A 26,345-nucleotide genomic window follows, 5' to 3' on the forward strand; every position below is an offset into this window, starting at 1 on the left:
TATCTCCTCCTCTTTCATCAACCTCTGTTCAAAATCTGACCGGAATCCAAGTGGAATTCATTCACAGTCCACTTGGATTCCGATCGAAAAAGGATGCCGCCCTGCGACATCCTTCGTCTTTTTATTTTGCGTAATCTGTTACTCTGCTTTCGCGGATAACATTTACCTTGATCTGACCCGGATATTCCAACTCAGCTTCTATCTGCTTGGAAATATCTCTTGCCAGCAATACCATGCTGGCGTCATCTACCTGATCCGGAACTACCATTACACGAATCTCTCTACCTGCCTGAATTGCAAAAGACTTGTCTACGCCCTTAAAACCATTGGCGATATCCTCTAACTGTTTTAACCGATTTGTGTACGTCTCCAACGTCTCTCTGCGGGCACCCGGACGGGCTGCGGAAATGGTATCTGCCGCCTGTACCAGACATGCAATCAGAGATGTCGGCTCCGTATCACCATGATGTGATTCTACCGCGTTGATAACAATCGGTGATTCCTTGTACTTTCTGCACAGATCTGCACCAATCTGGATATGGGATCCTTCCACCTCATGGTCAATGGATTTACCAATATCATGAAGCAGTCCGGCGCGCTTCGCCATACGGACGTCTACGCCGACCTCGCCTGCCAGAAGGCCTGCCAGATGCGCTACTTCAATGGAATGCTTCAATGCATTCTGACCATAGCTGGTACGGAACTTCATTCGTCCCAGGAGCTTCACCAGCTCCGGATGAATTCCATGGACGCCAACCTCGAGAACGGCTGCCTCGCCTTCCTCGCGGATCATGATCTCCACTTCCTTCTGCGCCTTTTCTACCATCTCTTCGATACGTGCCGGATGAATACGTCCGTCCACGATGAGCTTTTCCAGCGCAATCCTTGCCACTTCGCGGCGAATGGGGTCAAAGCCTGACAGAATGACTGCCTCGGGGGTATCGTCGATGATCAGGTCGATGCCTGTCAATGTCTCAAGAGTACGGATATTCCGTCCCTCACGACCGATGATTCTTCCCTTCATCTCGTCGTTCGGAAGCTGTACCACGGAGATCGTCGTCTCTGCCACATGGTCGGCAGCGCACTTCTGAATCGCCGTTACTACATATTCCTTTGCCTTCTTGTCAGCTTCTTCTTTTGCTCTGCTCTCCAGTTCCTTGACGAGCACAGCGGTTTCATGTTTTACTTCGTCTTCAACAGTCTTTAATAAATAATCTTTTGCTTGTTCGGAGGTAAGGCCAGAGATTCTTTCCAGTTCCTGTACTCTTTTTTCCTGAAGCTTGTTGATCTCAGCTGTCTGCTTCGCCAGCTTCTCTTCCTTGGCCGCATAACTCAGCTCACGGCGTTCCAGGGCATCAGATTTCTTGTCAAGAGCTTCCTCTTTGGCAAGCACTCTGCGCTCATAACGCTGCAGCTCCGCTCTGCGTTCCTTTGTCTCTTTGTCCAGCTCGTTCTTTGTCTTCAGTGATTCTTCCTTCGCCTCCAGCAAAGCTTCGCGCTTGGATCGTTCCGCGACCTTCAGTGCGTCGTCGATGATCTCTCTTGCTTTCTCTTCCGCGTTACCGACCTTTTTCTCGACCGTATTCTTGCGGACAGTCAGGGTCACAAGAGCCGTTACCACAATGCACACAATCGCAACGATTATAAGAACATAAAACGGCACAGGAGCACCTCCTTATTTAATTTTCATTGTACAAATATAACCTGTTTGACACGCTTATTTTTATAAGTTTTGCCGATTAGGAATAACATACAACTATTAAATTCTATACTTATTTTACCTTTCTGTCAAGTAATAGTTGGGTAACAGCAGCTCCCAGTCCGGTAATACCCGCAAGAAGCAAAATGATCCAGAATACCGCCTCATTTTCATCGCCTGTCTGTACCCTGGTACCTGTTTCAGAAGGCTTCTGCCGGCTGGATTTCTGCCCTGCTTTATCTTCCGTTTTTTTCTCCGGTTCCTTTTCCGGCTTCTTTCCCTCGTCGTCCGCGAACCGAAGCTCGTCAGTCTTAGTTCCCTGCGGATCCTTTTCCCGCAGAGTCGATGTAACTGTCAATTCTCCATTTTCCCCGTTGACAGCCATGACATGCAGATAATACACAGCGATCTGCTTCTGATCCTCCCGGGTCATTGTCAGTACATAATGATAGTCTCCCGGCTTTTCAAACCGGATTTCCGGCAGCTGCGTGATGGTCTTGTCCCTGGTCAGTGTTACACAATATTCCTCCTGACTTCCGTCCGGCATGAGACACCCTTCATCCAGTCCCTTCAGGGCCAACTGATATGTTTTGTCCTCATTCAGACCGCCCTGTCCCCAGGTAATTGTTACCGGCAGGGTAAACCGGCTGCCGCCTGACGCGTACACCGGAAAAGCCAGCATCAGAAACAGCCCCAAGGCTATCAATAAACTATATCTTTTTACTCTTCTTACTCTGTAAAATATTCTTCTCATTTGCGCTCATATACCATCAATACAACAATACGTTCTTCTTCCTTTTCCGACGAACAGGTGCTGAGAGCCAGGACAGCCCAGCTATCCGGTTCTTCCGAAAGCTTCTCCAAAAGCTCCTTTCTGACATACTGCCCCTTCGTTAAAACTGTCTGCTGAAACACATCCGAATCCGGTCCGCAATCCTGCGGTTCAAAAATACAGGAGTCCGCTGCATCCACCTTCATAGCCGCCAGAAACGTAAGCGGATATATTTTTCCCGGAACCATCAGTGTTCCCGTGGTATGCTCTTCCACAAAGTCCTCTTCCAGATACCGGTCCAGATCCCCAAACATTCTGTGCTTTTCCATATGATGTCCATACACCAGCTGGTATGCGCCCTGAAATGTCCTGTCGCACCTGGAATCCAGAAAAATGCTTCCTGCCAGGGCATATTCCCCGTACACATTTTTGTTCAGATATTCCAGGTTATCCTCGCCCTGCACAATTGGGTCATCGATTCCGGTACCCTCCAGGGTCAGCCAGGCCGCCACATCCGGATTGAGTCTCTGAAGCTCTTCAAAGGATGGGCTTTCTTCCTTTGGCCTCTGTTTTCTCAGCTCCTGCTGAAGCTTAAGCGGCGCGTCATAGATGGTGTTATTATCCCAGATGCAGTAGACGCAGTAAAGCGCTGTTACAAGCAGCGTCAGCAAAACAGCCCCATCCAGCAGTCTGTTGAGCAGCTTCAGCAGAATGCTTCCCATACTCTGCTTATTTTTCTCTGTCACGGCGTTTCTTACCTGCAAAGAACAAAAGAGCTGCAGCCGCTATGCCCGCAAGTACAAGGACGTAGGGCAGATCGGAAAGGAAGATGCCGGTGTCGATGGTTGTCTCTCTTTTGTTTTCAATCTCCACAGACTGCGTCATTCCCACTGTGCCGGCTCCGGCTGCCATATCCGTTATGGTTCCGCTTTTGCCGCCGGCAGACTCTGTACCATTGTATTTCGGTGTGTGATAGCCGTCTGCCTGCGTCTCCGTTACCTGGTAGGTGACGCCCTTCGGAATATTGGAAAATACTACCGTTGTTCCGTCTTTCACCTTAACGGAAGCGGTTGCGCCGGTTTTTGCAGCATTGATAACAGCTTCTGTCGGATTGCCTGTTATACCGGCGCTGGTGCTGATGGCGATCGGCGCGTGGATTTCTGTTCCGGCAGGCGCGGTAAAGGTAACCGTTACATCAAACTCTCTGTTTCTGTCTCCCATATTACCGGTAACTGTCTTTGTGACGCTCAAGCTGCCTGCGGCGTACACATTGGTTACGTTCTCTGCTTTTTGTCCCAGAGAACCATCCGCATTGACCCTGTACAGCTTTACGTTGTCGATTTTCAGGGCTCCAGCTGACGCGTCGTCATTGACCACTGCCACGCGGACCGCACAGGTATCTGCGGCATAGGTTACGCCGGCTGTATTTCCCGCTTTCTCCCGGAACTCATAGTAATAGTAGCCCACGCTCTGATAGCTGTCCGCCGTGACCGCGACTGCCACCAGCTGCGTAACGGGTGCTGACACCGTATCCGCTGTCTTTGCCAGATTCCCTTCCGCATATGCGGCAGAACCAATGGTTATCGCTTTTGCAGCATCCGGAATGCTGTCAGCCTGTCCCGCCGGAAGCTCTCCCAGCTTTGTGATCTGATCCAGATTGGCGGCGCTATTATATTTTGTACAGGACACTGCATACAGCGTCGCCTGATTCTCCCGGGGCGTTGTATCCGCACTTTCAAACACAAATGTCTCTGCCGGGCTTTTGGCGCCCTCCGCGCTGTCTCCATCCAATTGATATACCTTATTGAACGAATAGCCCGTGATTGCTCCGCCGTCTTCCGCTCTTGCTGTCTTTGCATTTCCCAGCACCAGCACTGCTGCCAGCGCCACGCCATATACTGTTTTCCATGCTTTCTTTTTCATAAGTTTTTCATTCCTATTGACTGGTTTCTATTTGCTGCTTTTTTCTCTCACAGGCCTCTTCTTCTGAGAATCGTTATAATCCTTCCCCTTACCTGTTTTCGGGACACTTCGTCGCCATCCGTGCTGTCTTCCGGGTCTGTCTGGTAATCCTGCTGTACAGACAGCGTCTCCTCGTCTGTATTTTCTTCCTCTTTTACCGCTACTCTTCCGAAATGTAGCGCCCCGCCGGCCTCATAGACTATGACGTCGCCTGTCCGGTATTCCCGCTCCAATCGATAGCCCAGGGCCAGATCCCCGTCCTTCAGGGATGGGTACATCTCCATTCCGGTCACCCGCCCCAGAAAAAGGACTCTGGTAAATACCAGATATAAAACCAGAAGAAATACCGCTGCCCGCACAAATAATCTCAGATATCCTTTTCCAAGTCCCTGCTTCATCTATCTGCGTCTCCGTCTGCTTATCCAAAACAGGATTCCAACTATCACGATTCCGCCCAGAAGGCTTCCGTAAATCAGATTGGATTCCGTGAAGATTCCCGTTCCGGGCTCCATGTCAGCGTACTGCCGGTTCGTAATCTTCACCGGCTGTGCGGTTCCATCCTCCGAAATGGTGACGGCATCGGCTCCGCTCTTATATTCCACCCGGTATTTCAGCCCATTGGTCATTGTGACCACGGTTCCCGTGGAGGTTATGGGCTCGCCATTGCTGTCCAGCTCCAGCACACGGTACCGCGCTCCCACCGGCACCTGCGTAAACTCCGGCTTTTCTGTGGAGCTGCCATTCAGCTTATAGGTCACATTTCCATTCTGACAGATAACCTCCAGAAGCTGCAAAGCTGCTGTACTGTCATAGCTTCCCGATTCCTGATAGGGATACAGTCCGAACCGGTAACTGCCATCCGGCAGCCCGGAACCGGTGACCGTTTCCCCATTCACATTCTGAAAGGTTTTTTCCAGTCCCAGTCTGCCTTTTTTATTGTAGGCTGTCACGTAGTATGTGGTTCCGGAATAGGAGAGCTTCGCTCCCCATTCCCGCCACTTTTCCAGCTCCGGCGGATAATTGTCATCCACTTTTTTGGCAACCACATAGTACTGCGGTGTTTTATCCAGCACATACCCTTCCGGTGCTTCTTCTTCCGTCAGGCGATATACGGTATTATACTGTAACCTTGTTCCGTCTGTGTTTCCAAAAGAGAATATTCCAGCCGGATTGCCTGTGCTGCCGGTGGTTCCTACTATGTCCGTTCCATTTTCCACCTTTTTCCAGCACTTTTCCTCTGTATTCCAGGCCACCTGCTCCAGCCGGAATTTTGCTCCATTCAGTGCGGCAGCTGTATTGTCCTTATCTACTTTTTTCACCTGAAGCACCGGACAGGTAGTGGTTTCCGCCGTTGAGCTCACCGTGTACCTTACTGTGGCATCTTTGATTTGCGCAATATCGCTGCTCTGCCCCCACCAGTACACCGCATTGTTTACGGAAATATCCTGATCCGGCGGGCTGTTCAGGATCGCGTCATAGGTAATGGTAAGCGCCTGTCCGTCGGGTATGGTCAGTATCAGCTTTTGTCCGTCCTCTGTATCTTCAATGCGCGATAAAATATTGGATATCTGGTTTCCGTCCTTATCCGTTACCTTCAGCGATTCCGTATCGAACTGCAGCGGATCCTTCATTTCGTCCACCAGGGTCAGGGTATCTTCTCCTTTTACCAGATCCTCTCCCAGACTGTTTACCTGCAATGTAAAGGGCAGCTTGCTGTTATTCACGCTTCCCATTTTTTTACTGATGGTCTTTTTCGTAACTGTTACCGTGGCGGAAGAATTACTGATCACCTTATCCGAATCATTCTTTACTGTAATTGCGTTGACAAACTCCTTTTCTTTTCCATTCAGCAGTATCTCCGGATCGCTGACCCTTGTAAGCACCTGGATTTCCAGAGAACGTTGATCCGCCGATTCGCCGCCCTTCTGAAGGTTTTCCACCCGGAACTGAAGCTGTCCTGTCTCACTGTTAAAGTAGGAAATACAGGTCCTCTTTACATTTCCTCTGTCATTGCCATCTATCAGCGCGGTTGTTTCCAGTTTTTCCCAGTTCTGTTCATCCTTATATTCGCCGATTTCCGGAACCACAGGCGGATTATCAAAGAGTTCTTTCGCAATCCAGAAATATCTGGCGTATACCGGTGTCAGTCCCTCCGGAATCTGATCCTCCACATGCACAGCACCTTCCAGATCCCCGGCGTAGTTGATCTTGATTCGCCACTCCACATAGGTGCCCGGCTCTGTAATTTCATCTTGAAGCAGCTGGCTGATATTTCCTTTTTCATTTGAAATGACCTTCCAGTCTGATCCACCGCTGTATTCATAGACGCCGGCCATTTCTTTAAAATTGGTTCCGGCTGAAGCTCCACGCAGTACTGTTTCATTTACTTTCATAAATTCCGAAGTGCTGCTCTCCCGGAACCACAGCTCATTATAATAATTTCTCCAGGCTCTTGTCCCGTTCAGATTATAAGTCGGTCTGGTCTGCAGAACCATGTAGAGATGCTCACCCTCTTGTAATGTCAATGTTTTCTTTATTTCTATGGTGGCTGATGTTCCATCTGCAGGCGCGCTCCATGCATAGTCCGCATCCGCCGGAAGGATTTCGCCATTTTTATCATTTCCCGAAAGCTTCTTCATTTTCTTATCTGCTTCCAGCTCTCTGACCGAACCATAGTAATCCGTAAAACTTTTTCCATCCGGAATTGTTCCGATATACAGACCTACCATGGATGTACCACGCACCTGATGCAGGGAGCCGACACTGGTGGAAGGCACGTCCTTTATCTGTGTCCCTGCGCTAATCTCCGTTCCGGTAACGTCAATCACCCAATATAAGCGCCCTTGATCCCAGTCGCCGCTGCTTTCTTTGTTATGGTCGAAATACCAGCCCGACTTTACGAGATTCAGGTTTTTCTCTCCCTGTATCACAGTGGATGTGCTTACCTGCACACCGGCCAGAGTCACCGAAATTCCGCCAGGTCCCACCACATTGCCTTTTACCGTAAAGGCATTACCGGTTGTCACCTGACTGACGTTCGATACCTGGTTCGGTTTCGCGTAATAAGTTAAGAGGAAAGCGCCCTTACATACGTCTCCATCTGCCATGCCCAGTTCCTTCGGACTAAAACTGAAGGTAGACATCTTGTCAATATCCGCCCATACCGTCTTCGTCACCGTCGTTTTCTTCAGAAGCTCCACCGCCTGCGTGTCGTTTGCCGGCTGTTCACGCAAGCCACTTTCGTAATAGTCCACCCGCAGATATCCCGTATAAGCCAGATACTCATTTTTCAGGGTGTCTGTGAGAACCGCAGAAGCCACATCCCAGTCTGCCGCTTCATTGACCACTACCTGATAGGGAAAGCTTCCCGCCGGTACTGTAAAGGAAGCAGCCGCGTCTGTCGCTTCTACCCATGAACCGGATGCGTTCTGATAACGGTAAACTGCAGCCCCTTCAGAGAGCGGCACATTTTTATCTTCTGCTGTCTTCTCACTCTGGAGCTTTCTGTCCCAAACCTTTTTATCCAGCGTCTTTTCCACGTTTGCGAAAGAAAAGGATTGATTTCCGCCCGTTACAGTATCATCAGAATAGGCTGCCGCCCTGTTTTTAATGCGAATTGTTTCGTTCCCCAAAGCAAAGATATCCCCACTCACCTCTACCTGATAAGTCAGAGTCATGGTCTCTCCCGGATTCAGGGTATCGATATAGAAGTCAAACCTTTTTTCCGTATCGCTGTCATAGATGATCGGATTGCTCTGATCCTTATGTGGATTCTGTCCGATATTCTGCCTTTCGGATTCATCCGCCTGACTTCCCTGATACAGCTGAAAGCTTCCAACTGCATAATGCAGATATGGCAGGTATCTGATATCTGTAATATCCTTTAAGGCGTCATTGATTTTTACATTCTTTAACGGATAGGTATTGGTCTTGTCGGCACTGACTGTCACCTGGTAAGTAATAGTTCCGCCTCCGGACTCATTCGGCGTATATTTGCCGCCGGTCTTCTGAATTCCCACATAGGTGTGCGGTTCAAAGTTTGTCGATACCGTCTGATGCGGATAGCTCCTTGCAAAAGAGGCTGCCGCATTCGTGATGGCGCCCCTGCTCTGGGCTCCTGTATATTCCGGCTTTAATTGTACGCGGTAAACAAGACTGCGGCTTTCCTGTGCATTCATGTTTCCCACATTCCACACCAGAACGCCCGGAGACGTAACCGAAGCTCCGGCCTGTTTCGGAATCGGGGCCGCTTCTGTGATGGTGTTCCCCAGATATAGCTTGCCCTTTCCAGCCTGACTTCCGACCTCGTAAGGCGCCACAGAAGAATCCTGGTTCGTACCCGCCCCGCTCTCTGTACCGGTCACACCTACATACTTCTCTATATATTCCGCATTTGCCGTAAAGTGATCCGTAACCTTTATCTCCGGCATGGCCGTGTCTCCCGTAGACACGGTAAGCGTATATTCCAGATAAGATACACCGGCTTCGTCCGTTATAAACTGACCTGCGGTTTTCATCAGATTCAGAGTACCCAGTCTTGCGTCGCTTTCTGTTTCAAATGGGAGACTTATGTTCATGTTTCCTATGAGCAGATTCTGATTCGGATTCTCTCTCACCTTATCCCGGTCAGCTCCTGCATAAAATGAGAAAGAACCGTCAATCGTCTTGACTTCTGCTTCCTCCCGCTTCAGGAATTCATCCGTAAAGCTCATCTGAATCGTCTTAGCTGAGGTATCAGCCGTAATCGTTCCGATTTCTTTTCCATTCGCGTCCTGTATAACGCTTAATTCCACATGTGGCTCAATGAGCAAATCCGGCAGCCTGTACTGCAGTGTCCTGCTGTGAGCCTCCACATCTCCTGCGTTCGCATTTTTATAAGAAATGGTGAATTTTAATTCAGCGTCCGCAGGGATACCTGTCGTATCAGCGCCTACTTTCACCCAGTTATCGTCTGATTTTTCCGTTCGGTACCAGGCCTGCACATTCGTAATATAGGGCGTCACATCCAATGGTTCTGCAGTCGTCTCTTCCGCCTGTGATACGACGGCAATTTCATTTTGTTCCCCGGAACTATCCCCTGCCAGCTCAGCCACATCGGAATTTTCCTTCTCTGTAGCTGTCGCGTCACCAGCCGTTGCATCTGCTTCCGCTTTATCCGATGCAGTCGCATCTGAGGCATTCTCACCGGACTTATCCCCGCCCGGGACAGCCGCATCCGAATCCGGCGTCTCTCCATCCTCTGTTCCTTCTCCGCCGATCGGATCGCCATCCTCATTCTGCCTGTTCTCTTCGCTCTGACTGGTTTCTTCTTCCTGACTGATTCCTTCATTTTCAGCCAGAATCTTCAAATATGGCTGAGGCAGCTTTATGACCAGAAATACAGCAAGCGCAAGAAGAAGCCAGTTTTTCCTCTTCCGTATAAATCTCATCTTTTTCACCGTTTTTCAACAATATTCTTAGTTGGATTGTGTTGATTTGTGCGTGTTTGGTCGATCATCCATTATGATTCAACATTATATCGCATCCCTGTACATATTTCAACTATTCAAGACAATATTTGGGTGAAAGATTTGGATGAATTTTGGTGAATTTTGGTGAATTTTGGTGAATCACCTGTCAGGTATCGTCTTCAGCCTGCCGAAGCTCCGCCAATATATCTGAGCTTCGGAATCCCCGACGCAAAAGGAACTGATAAAAACGCCGTTTTTCATTTTGATCCGCCACAGCCGGATCCATATGCTTCTTTTCCATCCAGCGGCGGATCTGGGCACGCTCGTCCTGAGGCTCTGCCTCTTCCAGCGCCCCTTCCAGCACGGACTTGGAGATTCCTTTTTTATATAGCAGCTCCTGCTCCACCTGACGGCTGCTCTTTACTTTTCCTCTGCTGTTCAGATAGTTGACCGCATATCGATGATCGTCGATATAGTGATAGCTTTTTACATACTCCACTGCCGCATCCACTACCTCGGGCAGATAATTCTTCAAAAGCTTATCACGTAATTCCTGCTCGGTACGATCAGAGCGCTCCAGGATATGGAGCGCTCTGCGTTTGGCCCGGTTCAGATCGCCGGACTTCTCCGGCTTTTTTTCATACTCTTCCTCGGGGTTCTCTTCTGTGTAATTTCTGTAATTATTTCTCTGCTGTCTCTGCCGCATTCTTCTTTCCTGCCGCCTCTGTCTTTTCCTTCTGTGCCTTTTCTGCCTTCTCCTCATCGATCCCGGTGCTGTCCAGGCCGAAGCCCTCCCGGACTCTCTCCTCTATCTCATGGCAGATCTCCGGGTTCTGCTTCAGAAACTGCTTGGCATTCTCACGGCCCTGGCCAATCTTATCGCCTTCATACGCGTACCATGCGCCGCTTTTATTCACCACGCCGGTGTTGGCCGCCAGATCCAGAATGTCGCCCTCACGGGAGATTCCCTCGCCAAACATGATATCAAACTCTGCCTCCTTGAAAGGCGGAGCAATCTTATTCTTCACCACACGGATACGGGTACGGTTACCCACCATCTCGCCACCCTGCTTCAGGGTCTCAATACGGCGCACATCCAGACGGATGGAAGAATAGAACTTCAACGCACGGCCACCGGTGGTCACTTCCGGATTACCGAACATGACGCCCACCTTCTCACGCAGCTGATTGATAAAGATCACCGTACAGTTGGACTTGCTGATCACAGCGGTCAGCTTTCTTAAAGCCTGGGACATCAGCCGTGCCTGCAGACCCACATGGGAATCGCCCATGTCGCCTTCAATCTCGGCCTTCGGAACCAGGGCTGCTACGGAGTCCACGATGATGATATCCACCGCGCCGGAACGAACCATGGTCTCCGCGATCTCCAGAGCCTGCTCGCCGTTATCCGGCTGGGAAATGTAAAGATTGTCAATGTCTACGCCGATATTCTTCGCATATACCGGGTCAAGGGCATGCTCCGCGTCGATGAAGCCAGCGATACCGCCGCGCTTCTGTACCTCTGCCACCATGTGCAGGGCCACCGTGGTCTTACCACTGGACTCAGGGCCATAGACCTCGATGATACGTCCCTTCGGGATACCGCCCAGTCCCAGCGCCAGGTCGAGACTTAAGCATCCTGTGGGGATCGTCTCAATCTGCATGTTCGCTCCCTTGTCTCCCAGCTTCATGACAGATCCTTTACCAAACTGCTTCTCAATCTGCGCAAGCGCCGCGTCCAATGCCTTCTGCTTTTCTTCCTTTACCATAGCTTCTCCTTTATTCCGTACCTGTTTTATTTCGATATTCCAAACATTTGTTTTCGAATATTTGTTCGTTTTTCAGGTACTATCTTATTATATTTTTTGTCTTCTGTCAAGTAGAAAAGTTCTCATTCGTATGTTATCATCTGTAAACAGGGGAAATCGGAAAGAGCTGTTCCGGAATAGCGGATATCCGCTATTCGAAGCATAGCACAATTTTCATCCTCCCGTCAATGGTTTTCCGTTGTTTGGGTCCGACTTCGGATAAGCCTGAGAAGCTCTTATTTCTGAAAATGCTGATAGTCCTGCACACTCTTCCAGCGCCCTCCCCAGGTATAGCCGTGGGCGTCAAAAAGCTGCAGGCACAGGTCATCCTTTCCGCCTATCTTATAGGGAAAATCCACGCTTCGATCCGCATAAGGCTCACTTCCGGGCGGAGAACTGTGTTTTACACCGTCCGGATAAGTCACATAAGGATTATAGAAAGGGTTGATATCAATGGCCAGGCCGAGGGCATGCCGGGACAGCTTCGTGCTGCCTGCCACCACCCGGTAGTTAAAGCAGGATGTATTGTTGTCGGCCACAGCCAGATCATCGTCGCCGCCATACTCGTCAATAAGCAGCATTTTTTCAATGGGGTAATCATTTTCGTAGAGCTCCCGGAAAATTTCCAGCACCTCATCCGCTATCGCCGCGTTTGTGATCATTTCCCCCACATGGGTTTCGCCGTCAAAGCCGCAGTATAAGAGCCGCAGATAGCGCAGGTCATCACGACCGATATTCTCATTTTCTACATAGGAAACGCCGTTGATACGGTCAAAAATCTCGTCGGGGACAGCCTCGGCTGTGAACAGTCCGTCCATATCCGCCTCAGTCAGCGTCTTATCTACAATCGTGCCCGACGGGCAGATACCGTAATCCACCGTAGGACTATCGCTATCCGCTGCAGCGCTCTCATCATCCATGCCTTCCTGCTCCGAAGTGATCACATTTCCTATATTCTGCTCTGTATCGGGCGTGTCCTGCCCCGCACATCCGCCGCATAACAGGCAAATGGCCATTCCTGCGGCAGAAATGACCATTTTTACACCTTTTTTATTCATTTTCACACTACTTATTTTGCTGCGATAAAGCCCTTTGCCTTCAGAAGCTCTGCGCAGAGTACGGCTCCGCCTGCCGCGCCGCGGACAGTGTTATGGGACAGGCCTACAAACTTCCAGTCGTATACGGTATCCTCGCGGAGTCTTCCGATGGATACGCCCATGCCTCTCTCATAATCCACATCCAAAGTAACCTGGGGACGGTTATCCTCTGTCATATACCGGATAAACTGCTTCGGCGCGCTGGGAAGCTCAAGATCCTGCGGTGCGCCCCGGAAGCTCTCCAGCTTCTCGATAAGCTGCTCCTTCGTCGGCTTCTTGCGGAACTTCACAAATACTGCTGCGGTATGGCCGTTCAAAACCGGAACACGGATGCACTGGCAGGTGATCACCGGCTCCTTCGCCAGCTTAATCTCGCCATCCTCGCAGGTGCCAAGCACACGAAGGGGCTCCTTCTCACTCTTCTCCTCTTCGCCGCCGATGTAGGGAATGATATTGCCTACCATCTCCGGCCAGTCCTTAAAGGTCTTGCCCGCGCCGGAAATCGCCTGGTATGTGGTAGCGACTACCTCATAGGGCTCAAACTCTTCCCATGCCTTCAGAGCCGGGGTATAGGACTGAATGGAGCAGTTCGGCTTTACAGCGATAAAGCCTCTCTTGGTACCGAGACGCTCCTTCTGCTTCTCGATAATCTGCGTGTGATCGGAGTTGATCTCCGGGATAATCATCGGAACGTCCGGCGTCCAGCGGTGCGCGCTGTTGTTGGAGACAACCGGGGTCTCGGTCTTTGCGTAAGCTTCCTCGATGGCACGAATCTCGTCCTTGGTCATATCTACGGCGCTGAATACGAAATCTACGCCGGCAGCTACCTTCTCGACCTCGTTGACATTCATAACAACGATGTCCTTCACTGCCTCCGGCATCGGCGTATCCATTTTCCAGCGATCTCCCACCGCGTCCTCGTATCTCTTGCCTGCGCTTCGCGGGCTGGCTGCAATGGTTACAACCTCAAACCAGGGATGATTTTCCAGCAGGGAAATAAATCTCTGTCCTACCATTCCGGTACCGCCAAGGATACCGACTTTAAGCTTCTCACTCATTTTTCATACTCTCCTCTGTTTTAAATGTCTTTTTTGTAGCTATTCAATACCCGAACAGTTACTGTCTTTATTCTGCGGACATTTGTGTGTCTTTCAAAATACTACCTCAAATTTTTAAAAATTGCAAGCACTTTTTCACGTTCCATTCAAAGAAGCTCCGTAGCCTTCGCCGCTGCGTCCTGAAGCATCTCGCAAAAGCCTTCCGGATCCGTCATATTCTTACCCTTGCCCGCGTCAATCAGCGCCGTCAGTTCCTCAAAGACTGCTCCGCCATAGGCGTCCCCCAGCATTCCTGCCAGTCTTCTCGAGGATTCAATCAAACGTAAGGGGCCGTACATATGAGGTTCGCCGGGCAGGCCTGCCGCGCTGGTAATCATATAGATCAGCAGGTCCTGCAGTTCTTTCTTATTAAACTGCTGTGCCTGGGTATTCTCCGAAGCAAAAGCCGCCGCTGCCCTTGCAGCTGATTTTCCGTTGTCCGTCCGAACTGCTTCTTTCCCGGCCTCCGGCTTCTCTGCTGCCTCTTCTGAAGCCTCCGGCTCTTCCCATGTATTCCAGAACAATACGTCTTCCATGGCCTTTCGCTTCGGCTCCCGTGGTTCTGCCGCCGGCCAGCCTACGGAAATCAGGATTTCCAATCGCATCGTATCCGGCAGCTTCAGAAGCTTATGCACCGCCTTATCATTATAGCTTTTGATGGCGCAGGTGCCCAGCCCCAGCTCCGTGGCCTTCAGCATCAGATTCTCCGCCGCCATGGCCGCGTCCATCATCAGGCCGTAGACAAGACTGTTCTTGCTTCCCCGGCGCTCCGCTTCCGCCAGATCGCTTGCGATGGCGATAATGACCGGCGGCTTTCCGGAAAGTCCGGGACTGAAGGAGTCGATGTCCCGCACCAGCTCCGGATCATCTGCCACAAAGAAGCGCCAGGCCTGCAGATTGCTGGCTGTGGGGGCCAGAGCGGCCTCTCTTATAAGCTCTGTCAGTATTCCCCTGGAAACCGGTTTGTCCGAGAATTTCCGGATACTTCTTCGTTTTTCGATTACTTCTGTCAGTTCCATATGATTTTCCTCCCTATATATAAGCGCTTCCGTCTTCGCATGCGCTACCCGGATAAGGCGCTTTCTTCCTATGAGTATGTGCGTATGCTTTTACCGAAACAACGCTGAGGTCAGAAACAGCAGCGGAATCGTCACCATACAGCAAATCGTCGTCACAAAGACCGCCGTGGAAGCATAGTCCTCATCCAGCCCATACTGACCCGCTATCATACAGCTGGTGGTCATGGACGGCGCTCCCGCAATCAGCATCAGCACCACCCGCTCGGTCTCGGGCAGAATCGGCCCGGTCAGAATGTAAATCAGAAGCGGCACTGCGAAAAGCTTGGTCAACACCAGCATCCACAGGGTTTTCAGGCAGTGCAGGCTTCCTTTTTTCAGGAAGCAGATGGTACAGCCCACATAGATAAGTCCCAGGCTGTAGCTGATATTGCCCACGTTCGTGCAGACCTCCAGTACCGGGCCGGGCAGGGTCACCGACAGGGAATTCAGGGTCAGAATCAGCACGATGGACACCAAAATCGGGTTAAACAGCCTTTTTACCAAAATCTGATACCATGGTTCCCTGTCCTTTTCGATCCCTCTTGTGAAAAAGTATAACCCCAGGGTCCAGACCATCATGGTGTCAATGGCGGAACAGATAGGGATATATTGCTGTCCGTTTTCCGGCGTGTACAGGGCCATTAGAATCGGGATGACCACGAAGCCGTAATTGCCGCCGATCATACAGCCCACATGCACATTTGAAGTGGTGGGGCGTATTCCGGCCAGTCTTACGCACAGAAGTCCCACAGCGGCCAGCAGCGCATATCCGGCCATCTGGCAGAGCACAATACCATGGAAGCCTGCCAGATCGCCCCAGGTGGTTCCTCTCTGACAGAGAAGCGATACGGTCAGACAGGGCAGCACCACTTTAATCAGGAATGCCGACAGAGACGGCAAACAGCTTTTGGGGAAAATTCCCAATTTTGAAATAGTGAAGCCTAAAGCGATCAGCAGAAAAAAGCTGACAAGCTTAGGCGCTATGATAATAAAGTAATCCATATTTTAAATTCCTCGCAAATAACCCTCCATTTACCTACAGGACCTGCCACCGGCAGCTCCTTACGGATACTTCGTAACAGAAAAGGGAATCCCATCCGACCTGCGGACTGGATTCCCCATTTTCTATAACTCAGGCTTTTTCCTTATGTAACGCCTATCAGTCTTTCTTTCCTACCAGTCCCAGAGTAGCGGTGAAGAAGCTGTAGATAGCAGCTCCTGCCAGTGCGCCTGCACCCAGGATGTTGAGGGTCTGCTCGTTCTCTTTGTTGGCACGGACAGCAATCAGACGGATAATCAGACCAGCTGCGATGGTCAGGCCGTTGATGATATTACCTACCAGAAGTCCGGTAGCGAACAGGATACCCAGCTGCCGCTTTCCGCCAAGGAGCTGGATGATAGCGCCCGGGATAGCCCAGATAAGAAGCCATTTCGCGATTTCTCCGCTTGCTCCCGCGTCAATGGTAGCTACGAAGGTATTGGATACTGCTACGAACAGTCCCTGTCCGAAGTACTTGTTTGCAAAGAAGGCAACCATTACAAACGCTACGGCAAAGCCCATGAGCTCTGCAAGGAACTGCTGCTTACGTCCCTCTTTCTCCAGCTCCGGATTTGCTCCGCTTCCTCTTAAAATGTAGCCGCACTTTAAGTCGTACGCCATATCAGAGAAGCAGGGGCCGGTGGCTGCGGTAAAGCCTACCAGCAGGCCAAGCGCCAGCTTCGGGAAGCCAAGAAGCATGCCGACTATCAGGAAAATCAGGGCAGTAGCGAAGCCCGGGAACCATCCGGAATACATGGCGGAAATACCTACGATCAGCTCGGATGCCTCAGCAGCGAATGCCGCGAAGATCAGCCAGAGGATGAACTGCGGTACGCTCATCTTGGTGATGATGCCGCCCACGACTGCCAGGAACAGAGCGATGACCAGGTATGCGCCGAAGCCCACGCCCAGGGTCTTCTTCATGTGCTCGTTGCTTACCACATTGGTGGTATCCACTGCCTTGGTACCCTTGCTCTTCTTGAACAGGGCGATCCCGCACTGTACCAGGGAAATGATACCGGCGCCGATCATAACGCCGTGCGCCATATACTGCAGCGAAAGGTGATCTGTATATACAAAGCCCTCGCCAAATGCATTGGTTACGAAATTAAACGCGTGTCCGAAGATAGAGAAGGAGAAGCCGTTTACCTTCAGGACGCCGATCACCAGGGAACCTGCTGCCAGAGCGGCCATGGCTCCGAAATCACCAAACCAGGATACTCCCAGAAGGTCCATGGGAAGGCCTGCGATCTTACCTACCCAGCCAAGGCCGATACCAACCAGAAGAAGGACTGCCTTCTTACCTTTCTCGATAACTGCCAGGATGGAATCTGCGGCAGCGACTCCGGGCGGCCATGCACCCTCTGCCGGGAACATCTCAGATCCGAAGCAGTTGTAAAGGATGGTCGCGTCTACGCAGGTAGCCAGCATCACGCCGATCAGCATGGGGAACATCAGCTCCGGATATCCCATGATAACCGGAATACCGATGGGAAGGATCATGCAGTTCGCAGCGGAGAATGTAGCTGCGGAAATGGATGTCTGTAAAAGATTCTGTCTGTGAATGCTGCGGTACTTTCTTAAGAAAGCCACCGGAATTCTGGAAAGAAGAATGGCAAACAGTGCTCCGATGATGGAGGTGTTCGGGGTTACTCCTGTACGGACAATCAGCTCCAGGCCGATGATACATCCTACGACTGCCAGCGGAAGTCCCAGAATCATTACCTGGGGATCCCACGCCTTCGGATGCTCGGCTGCTGAAATTGACTGCTGTTTTTTCAGTTCAGGATTTTCATTTGTCATATTATCAGCTTCCTTTCTAAAAAAGCTATGACGCAGGCATCCCGTTCCTATGCCCGTTCATAGCTCGTGATATTTATAATCATACTCTCACTTTCTAGCTGTGTCAAGCTAAAGTATTAATGTTTCTTAAACTTTCTTAATTTTTCATAAATTTTCAGGAAACTTATCTTTCTTTCCAAATCAGTTGCTTTTCCATAGAAAATGAGGTATGATCTATCTGAATATAAATCACTTTAGGAGGAAACACCATGCTTATTAAACAGGTTATGGAAGTATTTGACGTACTTGACAGCAGTACGGTAGACGGCGCGGCTGTTAAAAAATATCTGCAGTCCGTAAATCCTGAGGCCAACGTGGAAGTCTATCCGCTGGAAGGACCTAAGGGCAGCACTGATATGGTAAAGGTCCGCATCCCGGGTACCAACGGTAAGTCCAAGGGTGGCTCCGCTCCCACCATCGGTCTTCTGGGACGTCTGGGTGGCATCGGCGCGCGTCCGGAGATGATCGGCTTCGTATCCGATGGCGACGGCGCGCTCTGCGCTCTGGCTGTAGCAGCCAAGCTTCTGGATATGCAGACCAAGGGCGATTACCTGGAAGGCGACGTATTTGTCTCCACACAGATCTGCCCCCACGCTCCGACTGCTCCCCACAAGCCGGTTCCCTTCATGGGCTCCCCGGTGGAGATGTCCCAGGTCAATAAGGAAGAGGTCAGCCCCGAGCTGGACGCTATCCTGACCGTAGACACCACCAAGGGCAACCGTGTCATCAATACCAGAGGCTTCGCCATCTCCAACACCGTAAAAGAGGGCTGGATCCTTCGCGTATCCGAGGATCTGCTGGAGATCATGCAGCGTACTACCGGTCAGCTGCCCTATGTATTCCCGCTGAGCATGCAGGATATCACACCTTACGGCAATGACGTATATCACCTGAACAGCATCCTGCAGCCCTGCACCGCTACCAAGGCGCCGGTCGTAGGCGTGGCTATCACCACCGAGACCATGGTTCCGGGCTGTGCTACAGGCTCCAGCCACTTCGCAGACGTGGAAGAGGCAGCACGCTACATGATGGAGGTTGCCAAATCCTTCGGCCGCGGCGAGGCAAGCTTCTATGACGAGAAGGAGTATGAGCGTCTGGTGAAGCTGTACGGCAGAATGGATCAGCTTCAGACTCTCGGAAACGAATAAATTATTTTGCACGCAAGGAGGCGGCCGCATACTTTGCGGCTGCCTTTTTTCTGTAATAGAGAATTTCCCTGGGTTCTCCTGTTACAGAACCATTTATCACATTTTATTCAGAAAGGATGATCTTATGAAAATCGGAGCAATCACCATCGGACAGGCCCCCCGTGTGGACGTGACCTGCGATATTATGGATATCTTCGGCGGCAAGATCGAGCTGCTGCAACGCGGCGGCCTGGACGGCCTGACCCGGGAGGAGATCGAGAAGTTCAAACCTGAAGGCGACGACTATGTGCTGGTATCCCGTCTCACCGATGGCTCTTCCGTCACCTTTGCCGAGAAATACATCCTGGGCAATCTTCAGAAGGGCATCGACGATCTGGAGGCTGCAGGCGTGAAGCTTATCATGGTATTCTGTACCGGAAGCTTTCCGGAAAGTCTGACCTCTCATGTCCCCATGGTCTTCCCCTGCGACATTCTGCATAAGGTAGTGCCCCTTCTGACCCGCACCTCCCATATCGCCGCTGTCACGCCGTCTCCGCTCCAGTTAGAGCAGAATAACCAGAAATGGAGCGGCTATGTGAAAGAGTGTACCAGCGTGGCTGCTTCCCCCTACGGTGAGTGGCCGGAGCTGGAAAAGGCAGCCGAGGAAATCAGCAAAATGGACGACGTGGATCTGGTGGTTCTGGACTGCATCGGCTTCACCCAGAAGATGAAGGAAATGTTCGCCGAAAAGACCGGCAAGACCGTAGTTCTGCCCCGTACCCTCCTGGCCCGGGTGATCTCGGAGGTCACCGATATCTAGCGGATCGTATCTGACTTTTAAGTATCTGATTTTTTAATAAGTAATGATTTTGCATCGAAACAAAGGAGTATAGAAATGGAACTGAAAGAAATCGCAAAAAATGTCATGGTATCCTGCCTGGCTGTAAAGCCCACCGAGGATGTACTGATTATCACCGACGACAGCCGCCTCACCATTGGCACCGCGCTCTACGAGGGAGCCAAGGAACTGGGCTGCGAGGCTCTGCTGATGGTTATGAAGGAGCGCGAGCTCTCCGGCGAGGAGCCGCCCCGCACCGTAGCGGAGGCCATGAAGGCTGCGGATGTAGTTATCTGCCCCACCGCCAAGTCCCTGACCCACACCAACGCAAAGATCGAAGCTCAGAAGACCGGCACCCGCGTGGCTACCATGCCCGGCATCACCGAGGAGATGTTCGGCGCAGGCGCCATGACTGCGGATTACGACGAGGTCCTGAAGCTCACCGGCAAGGTAACTGAACTCCTCACGAAAGCAAAGAAGGCTGTCATCCAGAAGGACGGCTGCACCCTGACCCTGAACCTGGATGGCCGTGACGGCGTGCCCAGCCCGGGCGTATACCGGGAAGCCGGCCAGTGCGGCAACCTGCCCTCCGGCGAGGCTTACATTGCTCCCCTGGAGGACGGCGTCAACGGTGAAATGATCGTGGACGGCTCCATGGTCGGCATCGGCAAGCTGGACGCTCCCCTGAGGTTCGTGATCAAGGACGGAAAGATCCAGTCCATCTCCGGCGAAAAGAGCGAGATGTTAGATGTCCTTCTGACCAACGACCGGAACCGCACCGTAGCGGAGCTGGGTATCGGCACCAATGAGGCAGCTATCCTGAACGGCATCATTCTGGAGGATGAGAAGGTATACGGCACCGTACACGTAGCCTTCGGTACCAATACCTCCTTCGGCGGCGTCAACAAGGCAGACTGCCATATGGACGGCATCATTCTGAAGCCGACCCTGTATCTGGACGATACCCTGGTAATCAAGGATGGCGAATTTCAGATCTGAGAAAGACAATGAGGTAATTCGTATGGAAAAGAAACTATTTCAGGTCGGCCTGATCCGTGTGCTGACCTCTGACGATCCGCATTTCGTAGATATGCACGGCCAGATTATCATGGACCATTTTCCGGGCATCCAGGTAGAAAGCCGCTGTATCCCGGACCAGTGGGAGGGCATCCACAGCCATGAGCTGGAGCTGATTGCCGTTCCGAAAATTGTAGAGCTGGCAAAAACCTTCCAGGATAAGGATATGATTATTGTGAGCTGCGCCGATGATCCGGGCGTGGCAGAGATCCGCGAGGCTCTTCCGCATATGTCCGTAACCGGCGGCGGCGAAACTACCGTTGCACTGGCAGGCAAATACGGTGAGAAAATCGGCCTTCTGGGTATTACCGACTACGCGCCGAGAGCTTACCGCAAGCTGCCGAAGGACCGTCTGGTAGCCGTGGAGAAGCCGGAGGGCGTAAACAGCACGCTGGATCTAATGACCGACGAAGGCCGGAAGAACTGCGTAGCCTGCGCACGGAAAATCAAGGATATGGGCGCGGACGTCATCGCCCTGGGCTGCACCGGTCTCACCACCATCGGCATCGCCAAGCTACTGGAGCAGGAAGTGGGACTTCCGGTCATCGACCCGGTACTGGCGGAAGGTCTTTTCGCATTTTTTGAATCTATCCGCAAATAAAACGACATCCACAGAAAGGGAACAACTATGATTTATCTGACAAAAGAATTGTGTGAACAGGCCCTGCTGGGCGGTCTCCTTCTGGGAGGCGGCGGAGGCGGTACCCTTACAGCCGGAAGAGAAGCTCTGGAAGAGACCTTCAAGCACACCGATAAGCTGACCATGCTGGACGTCAGCGAACTGAAGCCCGACGATGTGGTAGTTAATGTCTCCACCCTGGGCGCGCCCTCCGCGAAGGACGTTCACCTGACCGCCGAGCACTGGATGACTGCCCTGAAGAATTTTGAGCTGAATTACGGCAAGAAAATCGCAGGCTTTACCTCCTGCGAAAACGGAGCCATTTCCACCGCCAACGGCTGGGTTATCTCCGCTCTTACCGGCATTCCCCTGGTGGACGCGCCCAGCAACGGACGCGCTCATCCCACCGGAACCATGGGAAGCATTGGACTGAACCTGCTGCCGGATTATCAGACTACCCAGTCTGCCTGTGGCGGCGTGGGCGCCCGCTACGTGGAAACCGTGGCAAAGGGAGCCCTGAACTCCACCTCCCATGTGATCCGCCAGAGTGCGGTGGCCGACGGCGGTATGGTAGGCGTGCTGCGTAACCCGGTGACCGCCGAGTATCTGGCAAAGAACGCGGCTGTGGGCGCCATTTCCCAGGCTCTGGATATCGGAAAGGCCTTCAGCCAGTGCAAGAACGGCGCGGAGTTCGTAGCTTTCCTGGAGAAAAACTACGACGCAAAGATTCTGGCTAAGGGTAAAATCGCAAACTACGATCTGAAGATGGACGGCGGCTATGATATCGGACATCTGGACGTAACCGGCGAGGAGGGCAGCGTAAGCTTCACCTTCTGGAATGAGTACATGCTGGCAGAGCAGGACGGACAGCGCGCCGCTACCTTCCCGGATCTCATCTGTACTCTGGACGCCGCTACCGGAGAGGCCATTTCCACCGCCGAGGCAAAGGACGGCATGGAAGCCTACGCCATCGTGATTCCCAAGGAGAAGCTGATTCTGGGCGCAGGCATGCATCAGAGAGAGCTGTTCCAGGAGGTGGAGGATCTCCTTCACAAGGACATGGTCGCATGCAATGACGGCTTGTTTGTATAGTAAATAATTTCCAATTTTTAAAAGAATACGGGCAGCTTTCCTTATCCGATCGGATCGGGAAAGCTGCCCGTATTCTTTTCTCATCTCTTATCTTCTCTTATCCCAACAGCTTCAGCAGCTCCTCCGGCGGCAGAGGCCGGGAGAAGTAATAGCCCTGGATCATGTCCACGCCCCAACTGCTCAAAAGCTCCATCTCGCTCTCTGTCTCCACGCCCTCGGAGATAATCCGATAGCCCATGTGCTGAAAGGTAGATACCACACTTTGATAGAAGGAAGCCGCCCGCTCATCCGTACAGATATGGAACAGCAGGGAGCGGTCCAGCTTGATCACCGAGAACGGAAGCTGCATAACCGTATTCAGGTTCGCGTAGCCGGAACCGAAATCGTCCAGGCACAGGCCGATTCCATCCTTCAGAAAATCCTCTACTACCCGGCACAGCCCCGTATTGTACTCGGTGGCCACGGTTTCGGTGATTTCAAACTGAACCCATTCATGGGGCAGTCCGAATTCATCCATGATCCGGATAAAATGGCCGCTGCAGTCCTTACGCATCAGATCCAGTGGGGACAGGTTGATCTTCACATTCCGAATCTGCTTCATCAAATCCGAATGCTCCTTCAGAAACCGACAGATCCGGTAAAACTGCAGATCACTGATGCGGTCAATCAGGCAGTTGTCCTCCGCAATCCGGATAAAGATATCCGGCGCAATCCAGCCAAGCTCCGGATGCTTCAGACGGCTTAAGGCCTCCAGGGTCACAAACTGCTTATTTCTGGTGGAATAGACCGGCTGGTAGTATACCTGGAACAGATCCTCCTCGATGGCTGTATACAGGAAATTTTCTACCTGCTTGTTGTACAGAAAGCTCTTCTTGGTATGCGCGTCATTCTGGACCACCTCGGAGGAACCCATTTTCAGGGACAGGGATTCCAGATATTCCGCATAGGAAAGCACCATATTGCCATCCTCCAGCTTCTCTGCATTTACAATGCCGCTGAGTATGGCCGGACACTTTATCCACTGCTCCTCGTCCCCAAGTGTCATATCCTTCTCAAACAGCCCTTTCAGGGTTTTCAGAAATCGTTCATACTCCTCCAGGGAGATTGCCAGCAGCACAAAGTGCTTGCCTGCCGTCCGGAACGCCCGGGCGCCTGCCAGCAGCTGCATCCGCTCTGCCAGCTCCTGAAGCAACCTGTCACCGCCGCGGATTCCGGCCACCTTATTGATGTGGGACAGCTGGTAGACGTCCACCATAATCAGATGGAACTGCCGGCCGCTCCGAATCATTTCATCCATTTTCCGGATCAGGCAGGGCTTGTCATAAAGTCCTGTCATACTGTCCGAGTTGGTGTAAGGATTGTTGATGGTAAAGAACAGGGTCAGAATCGCCAGGCTCAGGCCAAAGCCTGTCATTAGAAGCCACTGGCACCGGCTCTGTATCAGTACGCCGCCTGCGGTCAGCACCACAATTTCCCTGAGCGTCCTGATTTTCTGCCGATCCAGCTTCTTTTTCCAGGCCAGAACCATTATAAACGCCGCCAGGATATGAAACAGGGCGCTTGCGTACATCAACATATACCAGCTGCCTTTTACATACCCCCTATACGCGTCAAAGGAAAATAACAGACCTGTAAAGGGATTGGTCAGGATAATCCCCAGAAGGATCAGCGTCGGAACGCCGCACAGGGCCAGACACTTCCACGAAACCGTATGATTTTCCCTGAGCGTACAAATATAACAGATAAATACATAGGGAATCAGTGCCTGGAACACATAGAATACCGTCGTCGTAAGAACAGCTCCGATTCCGAAGCTTCCCTTTGTGGAAATGATATAATAGGTACTCAGGATTTCTGCCAGCACATCCAGACTGCCCAGCACCACAAAAATAAGAAACGCGCGGTTGTTCAGGTTGTCCGGCCGTCTCTGGCTGTAATAATGCCACAGAACCAGCACCAGAAGGATCATTGCCACGAACAGGAAATCCATATTATACGTCATCTCTTCCGCCTCCCCTCATGCTGTCTCGATTCTTCTGCAGATTCTGATTCGCGCAAGCCATCCAGTCGCTGACGGTTCTGCGGGAACCGTCCTGCTTTCTTAAGGAACTGCTTCCACAGCTTAAATGCAGCCGTCCCCTTCCTGTGACCATGCCGTTATAGCGGCAGACCTCCTGAACCAGAAGCTTCTCAAATGTCTCTCCGCCATCCTGCCCAGTCATCACGGCCGCAAATTCATTGCCGCTGACGCGGAAGCACCTTACCCCTTCTCCCGCCAGGGCTCCGGCCCGCTTTACACAGCCCGCCGTGCCGATAACGCTCTCGTCACCTACGCTCATGCCGTAGGTGTCATTAAATTCCCGCAGATCCTCCATCTGAATAAAAATCAGCTCTGCATCCTTCACGCCTTCCACATCCCGGGCGCAGTTCTGCAGATATTTCTCAAAGGCTTTCCGGTTCTTCATGCCGGTCAGGCGATCCTCGATGGACATCCGTTCACAGATCCTCTGCTCCATGCGAAACCGGATATCCTCCGTCACCTTGCAAATCAGTCCCCAGAACATCAGCGCGATATAAATCAGAATTCCAAACTGGAAAACAGCCTCGTACCAGTATATCCTGAACGCCCAGTACAGCACAAGCGCAGTCACCCCGGAGAGTCCCAGCACACTGAACGCGTACAGGCAGAGCCCGGACTGCAGATTCTTCTCGATCCGGTATTCTCTCCACAGCAGGAAAATCATACACAGCACGCCGGAGAACAGCAGCAGATGGGTCACAACCAGCATCCGGATAAAGGGAATCCCATACATTTTATTCAATAATCCCTGAATCAGCGCGTTCAGATACAGGGCCGCAATCCAGAGATTCACAACCACACCGGACTCTTTTTTCAACGTATTGCGGACAAAATGCAACATGGGAATCGACATCAGCATAAACGCATAGAAGGAAAGCACGCTTCCCAGGGCTGTATTTTTTCCATACATCTGATAGATCCCGGAATCCGTCAGGCACCAGAAGCCGCACACCAGCAGAAAAAGCGATACATCCAGAAACCGTTCTTCCCGGATTCCCTGCCTGCGCATATAGAGATAGATACACAGGGATATCACTCCCAGGCACTGCATACACACCACGATAACCAGGGAAACCGATACCTTCTGAAGATGCCGTCCGGTGATCTCCTGCCTGCTTCCAAGCTCCGGCGCTTCTATGATAAGTTCTCCGGCGCCCGTCTGTGTATAAATCAGCCGGAGAGGCTCGGTTCCCGTCTCCTGGGGAAGCGTAATATCCGCCCACAGCTTTCCCTTCATCTGATCGTTTTTCGGAAACGCGTTGTCCTTATATCGGTAGAGCAGTGTCTCACCCAGCCAGACCTCCGGTCCATACTGTACGCCCCCTACAGACAATACCTTCCCGGCGTCCTCCGGCCGGAGGCTGTCGTTCCACAGTTCGATGCTGCCCTCCCCGGAAGCCTCCATCCTGACCGGAAGCTGTATCTCCTTCCTGCCCCCGTCCGAAAGCTGATACCAGCCGGTTCTGAGGGCTGTCGCTCTGCTTTGCTCTCCACCGCCGCTTCTTAGCCGCAGCGGGCCTGTCAACGCAAAAAGAAGCAGTACAAGAAGAACCAGTAACGTTCTCTCGAACTGCTTCCATCCCTTCGACATCTTCATTTTCCCACCTCACAATCTCGTTACTCCTATTTTACCATAGGAACAGGAAGCAGGCAATCAGGTAAAATGAAGATGTGCGAAAGAAATTTTT

General features: G+C 51.7%; 20 protein-coding genes. 5 read left to right on the forward strand and 15 right to left on the reverse strand.

Going from position 1 to position 26,345, the window contains the following annotated elements:
* Positions 1–121 precede the first annotated feature (121 nt).
* The 13 genes from rny to WMO29_RS02515 form a co-directional block, all read right to left on the reverse strand.
* Positions 122–1,630, reverse strand: a complete 1,509-nt coding sequence (gene rny, locus WMO29_RS02455; RefSeq protein ID WP_435391110.1) for a ribonuclease Y — start codon at positions 1,628–1,630, stop codon at positions 122–124.
* A 142-nt stretch (positions 1,631–1,772) separates the two neighbouring features.
* Positions 1,773–2,453: a hypothetical protein gene (locus WMO29_RS02460; RefSeq protein ID WP_349163608.1), complete on the reverse strand. Its 681-nt coding sequence runs from the start codon at positions 2,451–2,453 to the stop codon at positions 1,773–1,775.
* Complete coding sequence (gene srtB / locus WMO29_RS02465) at positions 2,450–3,217, reverse strand: class B sortase (protein ID WP_349163609.1); 768 nt, start codon at positions 3,215–3,217, stop codon at positions 2,450–2,452. Before srtB ends, WMO29_RS02460 begins: the two co-directional genes overlap by 4 nt.
* The gene (locus WMO29_RS02470; protein ID WP_349163610.1) at positions 3,201–4,394 is read right to left on the reverse strand and encodes a DUF7601 domain-containing protein; all 1,194 of its coding nucleotides are present in this window, start codon (positions 4,392–4,394) and stop codon (positions 3,201–3,203) included. Before WMO29_RS02470 ends, srtB begins: the two co-directional genes overlap by 17 nt.
* Positions 4,395–4,441: 47 nt before the next feature.
* The gene (locus WMO29_RS02475; RefSeq protein ID WP_349163611.1) at positions 4,442–4,831 is read right to left on the reverse strand and encodes a S24/S26 family peptidase; all 390 of its coding nucleotides are present in this window, start codon (positions 4,829–4,831) and stop codon (positions 4,442–4,444) included.
* Positions 4,832–9,862, reverse strand: a complete 5,031-nt coding sequence (locus tag WMO29_RS02480; protein ID WP_349163612.1) for a SpaA isopeptide-forming pilin-related protein — start codon at positions 9,860–9,862, stop codon at positions 4,832–4,834.
* A gap of 187 nt (positions 9,863–10,049) precedes the next feature.
* A complete protein-coding gene (locus tag WMO29_RS02485; protein WP_178039763.1) occupies positions 10,050–10,589 on the reverse strand; it encodes a RecX family transcriptional regulator in 540 nt (179 codons plus the stop codon).
* Positions 10,564–11,652: a recombinase RecA gene (gene recA / locus WMO29_RS02490; RefSeq protein ID WP_349163613.1), complete on the reverse strand. Its 1,089-nt coding sequence runs from the start codon at positions 11,650–11,652 to the stop codon at positions 10,564–10,566. The genes WMO29_RS02485 and recA overlap by 26 nt, the downstream gene beginning before the upstream one ends.
* A gap of 275 nt (positions 11,653–11,927) precedes the next feature.
* Entirely contained in the window at positions 11,928–12,749 is an 822-nt protein-coding gene (locus tag WMO29_RS02495) for a M15 family metallopeptidase (protein WP_349163614.1), read from the reverse strand.
* An 11-nt stretch (positions 12,750–12,760) separates the two neighbouring features.
* Entirely contained in the window at positions 12,761–13,846 is a 1,086-nt protein-coding gene (gene asd / locus WMO29_RS02500; RefSeq protein ID WP_349163615.1) for an aspartate-semialdehyde dehydrogenase, read from the reverse strand.
* A 146-nt stretch (positions 13,847–13,992) separates the two neighbouring features.
* Complete coding sequence (locus WMO29_RS02505) at positions 13,993–14,904, reverse strand: DUF6092 family protein (protein WP_349163616.1); 912 nt, start codon at positions 14,902–14,904, stop codon at positions 13,993–13,995.
* Between the two features lie 90 nt (positions 14,905–14,994).
* Complete coding sequence (locus tag WMO29_RS02510) at positions 14,995–15,945, reverse strand: AEC family transporter (RefSeq protein WP_349163617.1); 951 nt, start codon at positions 15,943–15,945, stop codon at positions 14,995–14,997.
* 157 nt (positions 15,946–16,102) lie between these two features.
* Positions 16,103–17,785, reverse strand: a complete 1,683-nt coding sequence (locus WMO29_RS02515; RefSeq protein WP_349163618.1) for an OPT/YSL family transporter — start codon at positions 17,783–17,785, stop codon at positions 16,103–16,105.
* A 248-nt stretch (positions 17,786–18,033) separates the two neighbouring features.
* On the opposite strand from WMO29_RS02515, the gene WMO29_RS02520 reads away from it, so the two are divergent.
* The 5 genes from WMO29_RS02520 (at position 18,034) to WMO29_RS02540 (ending at position 22,577) form a co-directional block, all read left to right on the forward strand.
* Positions 18,034–18,972: a DUF1177 domain-containing protein gene (locus WMO29_RS02520; protein WP_178039769.1), complete on the forward strand. Its 939-nt coding sequence runs from the start codon at positions 18,034–18,036 to the stop codon at positions 18,970–18,972.
* A gap of 124 nt (positions 18,973–19,096) precedes the next feature.
* Complete coding sequence (locus tag WMO29_RS02525; RefSeq protein ID WP_178039770.1) at positions 19,097–19,771, forward strand: AroM family protein; 675 nt, start codon at positions 19,097–19,099, stop codon at positions 19,769–19,771.
* A gap of 75 nt (positions 19,772–19,846) precedes the next feature.
* Positions 19,847–20,788 carry an aminopeptidase gene (locus WMO29_RS02530; RefSeq protein ID WP_349163619.1) on the forward strand — a complete coding sequence of 314 codons (942 nt, stop codon included), beginning with the start codon at positions 19,847–19,849 and terminating at the stop codon, positions 20,786–20,788.
* Positions 20,789–20,810: 22 nt separating this feature from the next.
* On the forward strand, positions 20,811–21,467 hold the full coding sequence (locus WMO29_RS02535; protein ID WP_349163620.1) for an aspartate/glutamate racemase family protein: 657 nt from the start codon (positions 20,811–20,813) through the stop codon (positions 21,465–21,467).
* A 27-nt stretch (positions 21,468–21,494) separates the two neighbouring features.
* Positions 21,495–22,577: an S-methyl thiohydantoin desulfurase family protein gene (locus WMO29_RS02540; RefSeq protein ID WP_349163621.1), complete on the forward strand. Its 1,083-nt coding sequence runs from the start codon at positions 21,495–21,497 to the stop codon at positions 22,575–22,577.
* A gap of 97 nt (positions 22,578–22,674) precedes the next feature.
* Here WMO29_RS02540 and WMO29_RS02545 read toward each other — a convergent pair whose 3' ends face one another.
* Together WMO29_RS02545 and WMO29_RS02550 are read right to left on the reverse strand one after the other, a co-directional pair.
* The gene (locus WMO29_RS02545) at positions 22,675–24,579 is read right to left on the reverse strand and encodes an EAL domain-containing protein (protein ID WP_349163622.1); all 1,905 of its coding nucleotides are present in this window, start codon (positions 24,577–24,579) and stop codon (positions 22,675–22,677) included.
* Positions 24,569–26,254 carry a sensor domain-containing diguanylate cyclase gene (locus WMO29_RS02550; protein ID WP_349163624.1) on the reverse strand — a complete coding sequence of 562 codons (1,686 nt, stop codon included), beginning with the start codon at positions 26,252–26,254 and terminating at the stop codon, positions 24,569–24,571. The genes WMO29_RS02545 and WMO29_RS02550 overlap by 11 nt, the downstream gene beginning before the upstream one ends.
* Between the last annotated feature and the right edge of the window lie 91 nt (positions 26,255–26,345).

The sequence above is a fragment of the Laedolimicola intestinihominis genome (assembly GCF_040096155.1).
Classification (GTDB): domain Bacteria; phylum Bacillota; class Clostridia; order Lachnospirales; family Lachnospiraceae; genus Laedolimicola; species Laedolimicola intestinihominis.

Excerpts from the sequence above, each read along its gene's own strand:
- WMO29_RS02505 (WP_349163616.1), bottom strand. The coding sequence starts at position 14,904 with ATGGAACTGACAGAAGTAATCGAAAAACGAAGAAGTATCCGGAAATTC.
- WMO29_RS02530 (WP_349163619.1), top strand. The coding sequence starts at position 19,847 with ATGGAACTGAAAGAAATCGCAAAAAATGTCATGGTATCCTGCCTGGCT.
- asd (WP_349163615.1), bottom strand. The coding sequence starts at position 13,846 with ATGAGTGAGAAGCTTAAAGTCGGTATCCTTGGCGGTACCGGAATGGTA.
- recA (WP_349163613.1), bottom strand. The coding sequence starts at position 11,652 with ATGGTAAAGGAAGAAAAGCAGAAGGCATTGGACGCGGCGCTTGCGCAG.
- WMO29_RS02485 (WP_178039763.1), bottom strand. The coding sequence starts at position 10,589 with ATGCGGCAGAGACAGCAGAGAAATAATTACAGAAATTACACAGAAGAG.
- WMO29_RS02495 (WP_349163614.1), bottom strand. The coding sequence starts at position 12,749 with ATGAATAAAAAAGGTGTAAAAATGGTCATTTCTGCCGCAGGAATGGCC.
- WMO29_RS02475 (WP_349163611.1), bottom strand. The coding sequence starts at position 4,831 with ATGAAGCAGGGACTTGGAAAAGGATATCTGAGATTATTTGTGCGGGCA.
- WMO29_RS02545 (WP_349163622.1), bottom strand. The coding sequence starts at position 24,579 with ATGACGTATAATATGGATTTCCTGTTCGTGGCAATGATCCTTCTGGTG.
- WMO29_RS02470 (WP_349163610.1), bottom strand. The coding sequence starts at position 4,394 with ATGAAAAAGAAAGCATGGAAAACAGTATATGGCGTGGCGCTGGCAGCA.
- WMO29_RS02550 (WP_349163624.1), bottom strand. The coding sequence starts at position 26,254 with ATGAAGATGTCGAAGGGATGGAAGCAGTTCGAGAGAACGTTACTGGTT.
- WMO29_RS02535 (WP_349163620.1), top strand. The coding sequence starts at position 20,811 with ATGGAAAAGAAACTATTTCAGGTCGGCCTGATCCGTGTGCTGACCTCT.
- WMO29_RS02460 (WP_349163608.1), bottom strand. The coding sequence starts at position 2,453 with ATGAGAAGAATATTTTACAGAGTAAGAAGAGTAAAAAGATATAGTTTA.
- WMO29_RS02525 (WP_178039770.1), top strand. The coding sequence starts at position 19,097 with ATGAAAATCGGAGCAATCACCATCGGACAGGCCCCCCGTGTGGACGTG.
- WMO29_RS02540 (WP_349163621.1), top strand. The coding sequence starts at position 21,495 with ATGATTTATCTGACAAAAGAATTGTGTGAACAGGCCCTGCTGGGCGGT.
- WMO29_RS02520 (WP_178039769.1), top strand. The coding sequence starts at position 18,034 with ATGCTTATTAAACAGGTTATGGAAGTATTTGACGTACTTGACAGCAGT.
- WMO29_RS02480 (WP_349163612.1), bottom strand. The coding sequence starts at position 9,862 with ATGAGATTTATACGGAAGAGGAAAAACTGGCTTCTTCTTGCGCTTGCT.
- WMO29_RS02510 (WP_349163617.1), bottom strand. The coding sequence starts at position 15,945 with ATGGATTACTTTATTATCATAGCGCCTAAGCTTGTCAGCTTTTTTCTG.
- WMO29_RS02515 (WP_349163618.1), bottom strand. The coding sequence starts at position 17,785 with ATGACAAATGAAAATCCTGAACTGAAAAAACAGCAGTCAATTTCAGCA.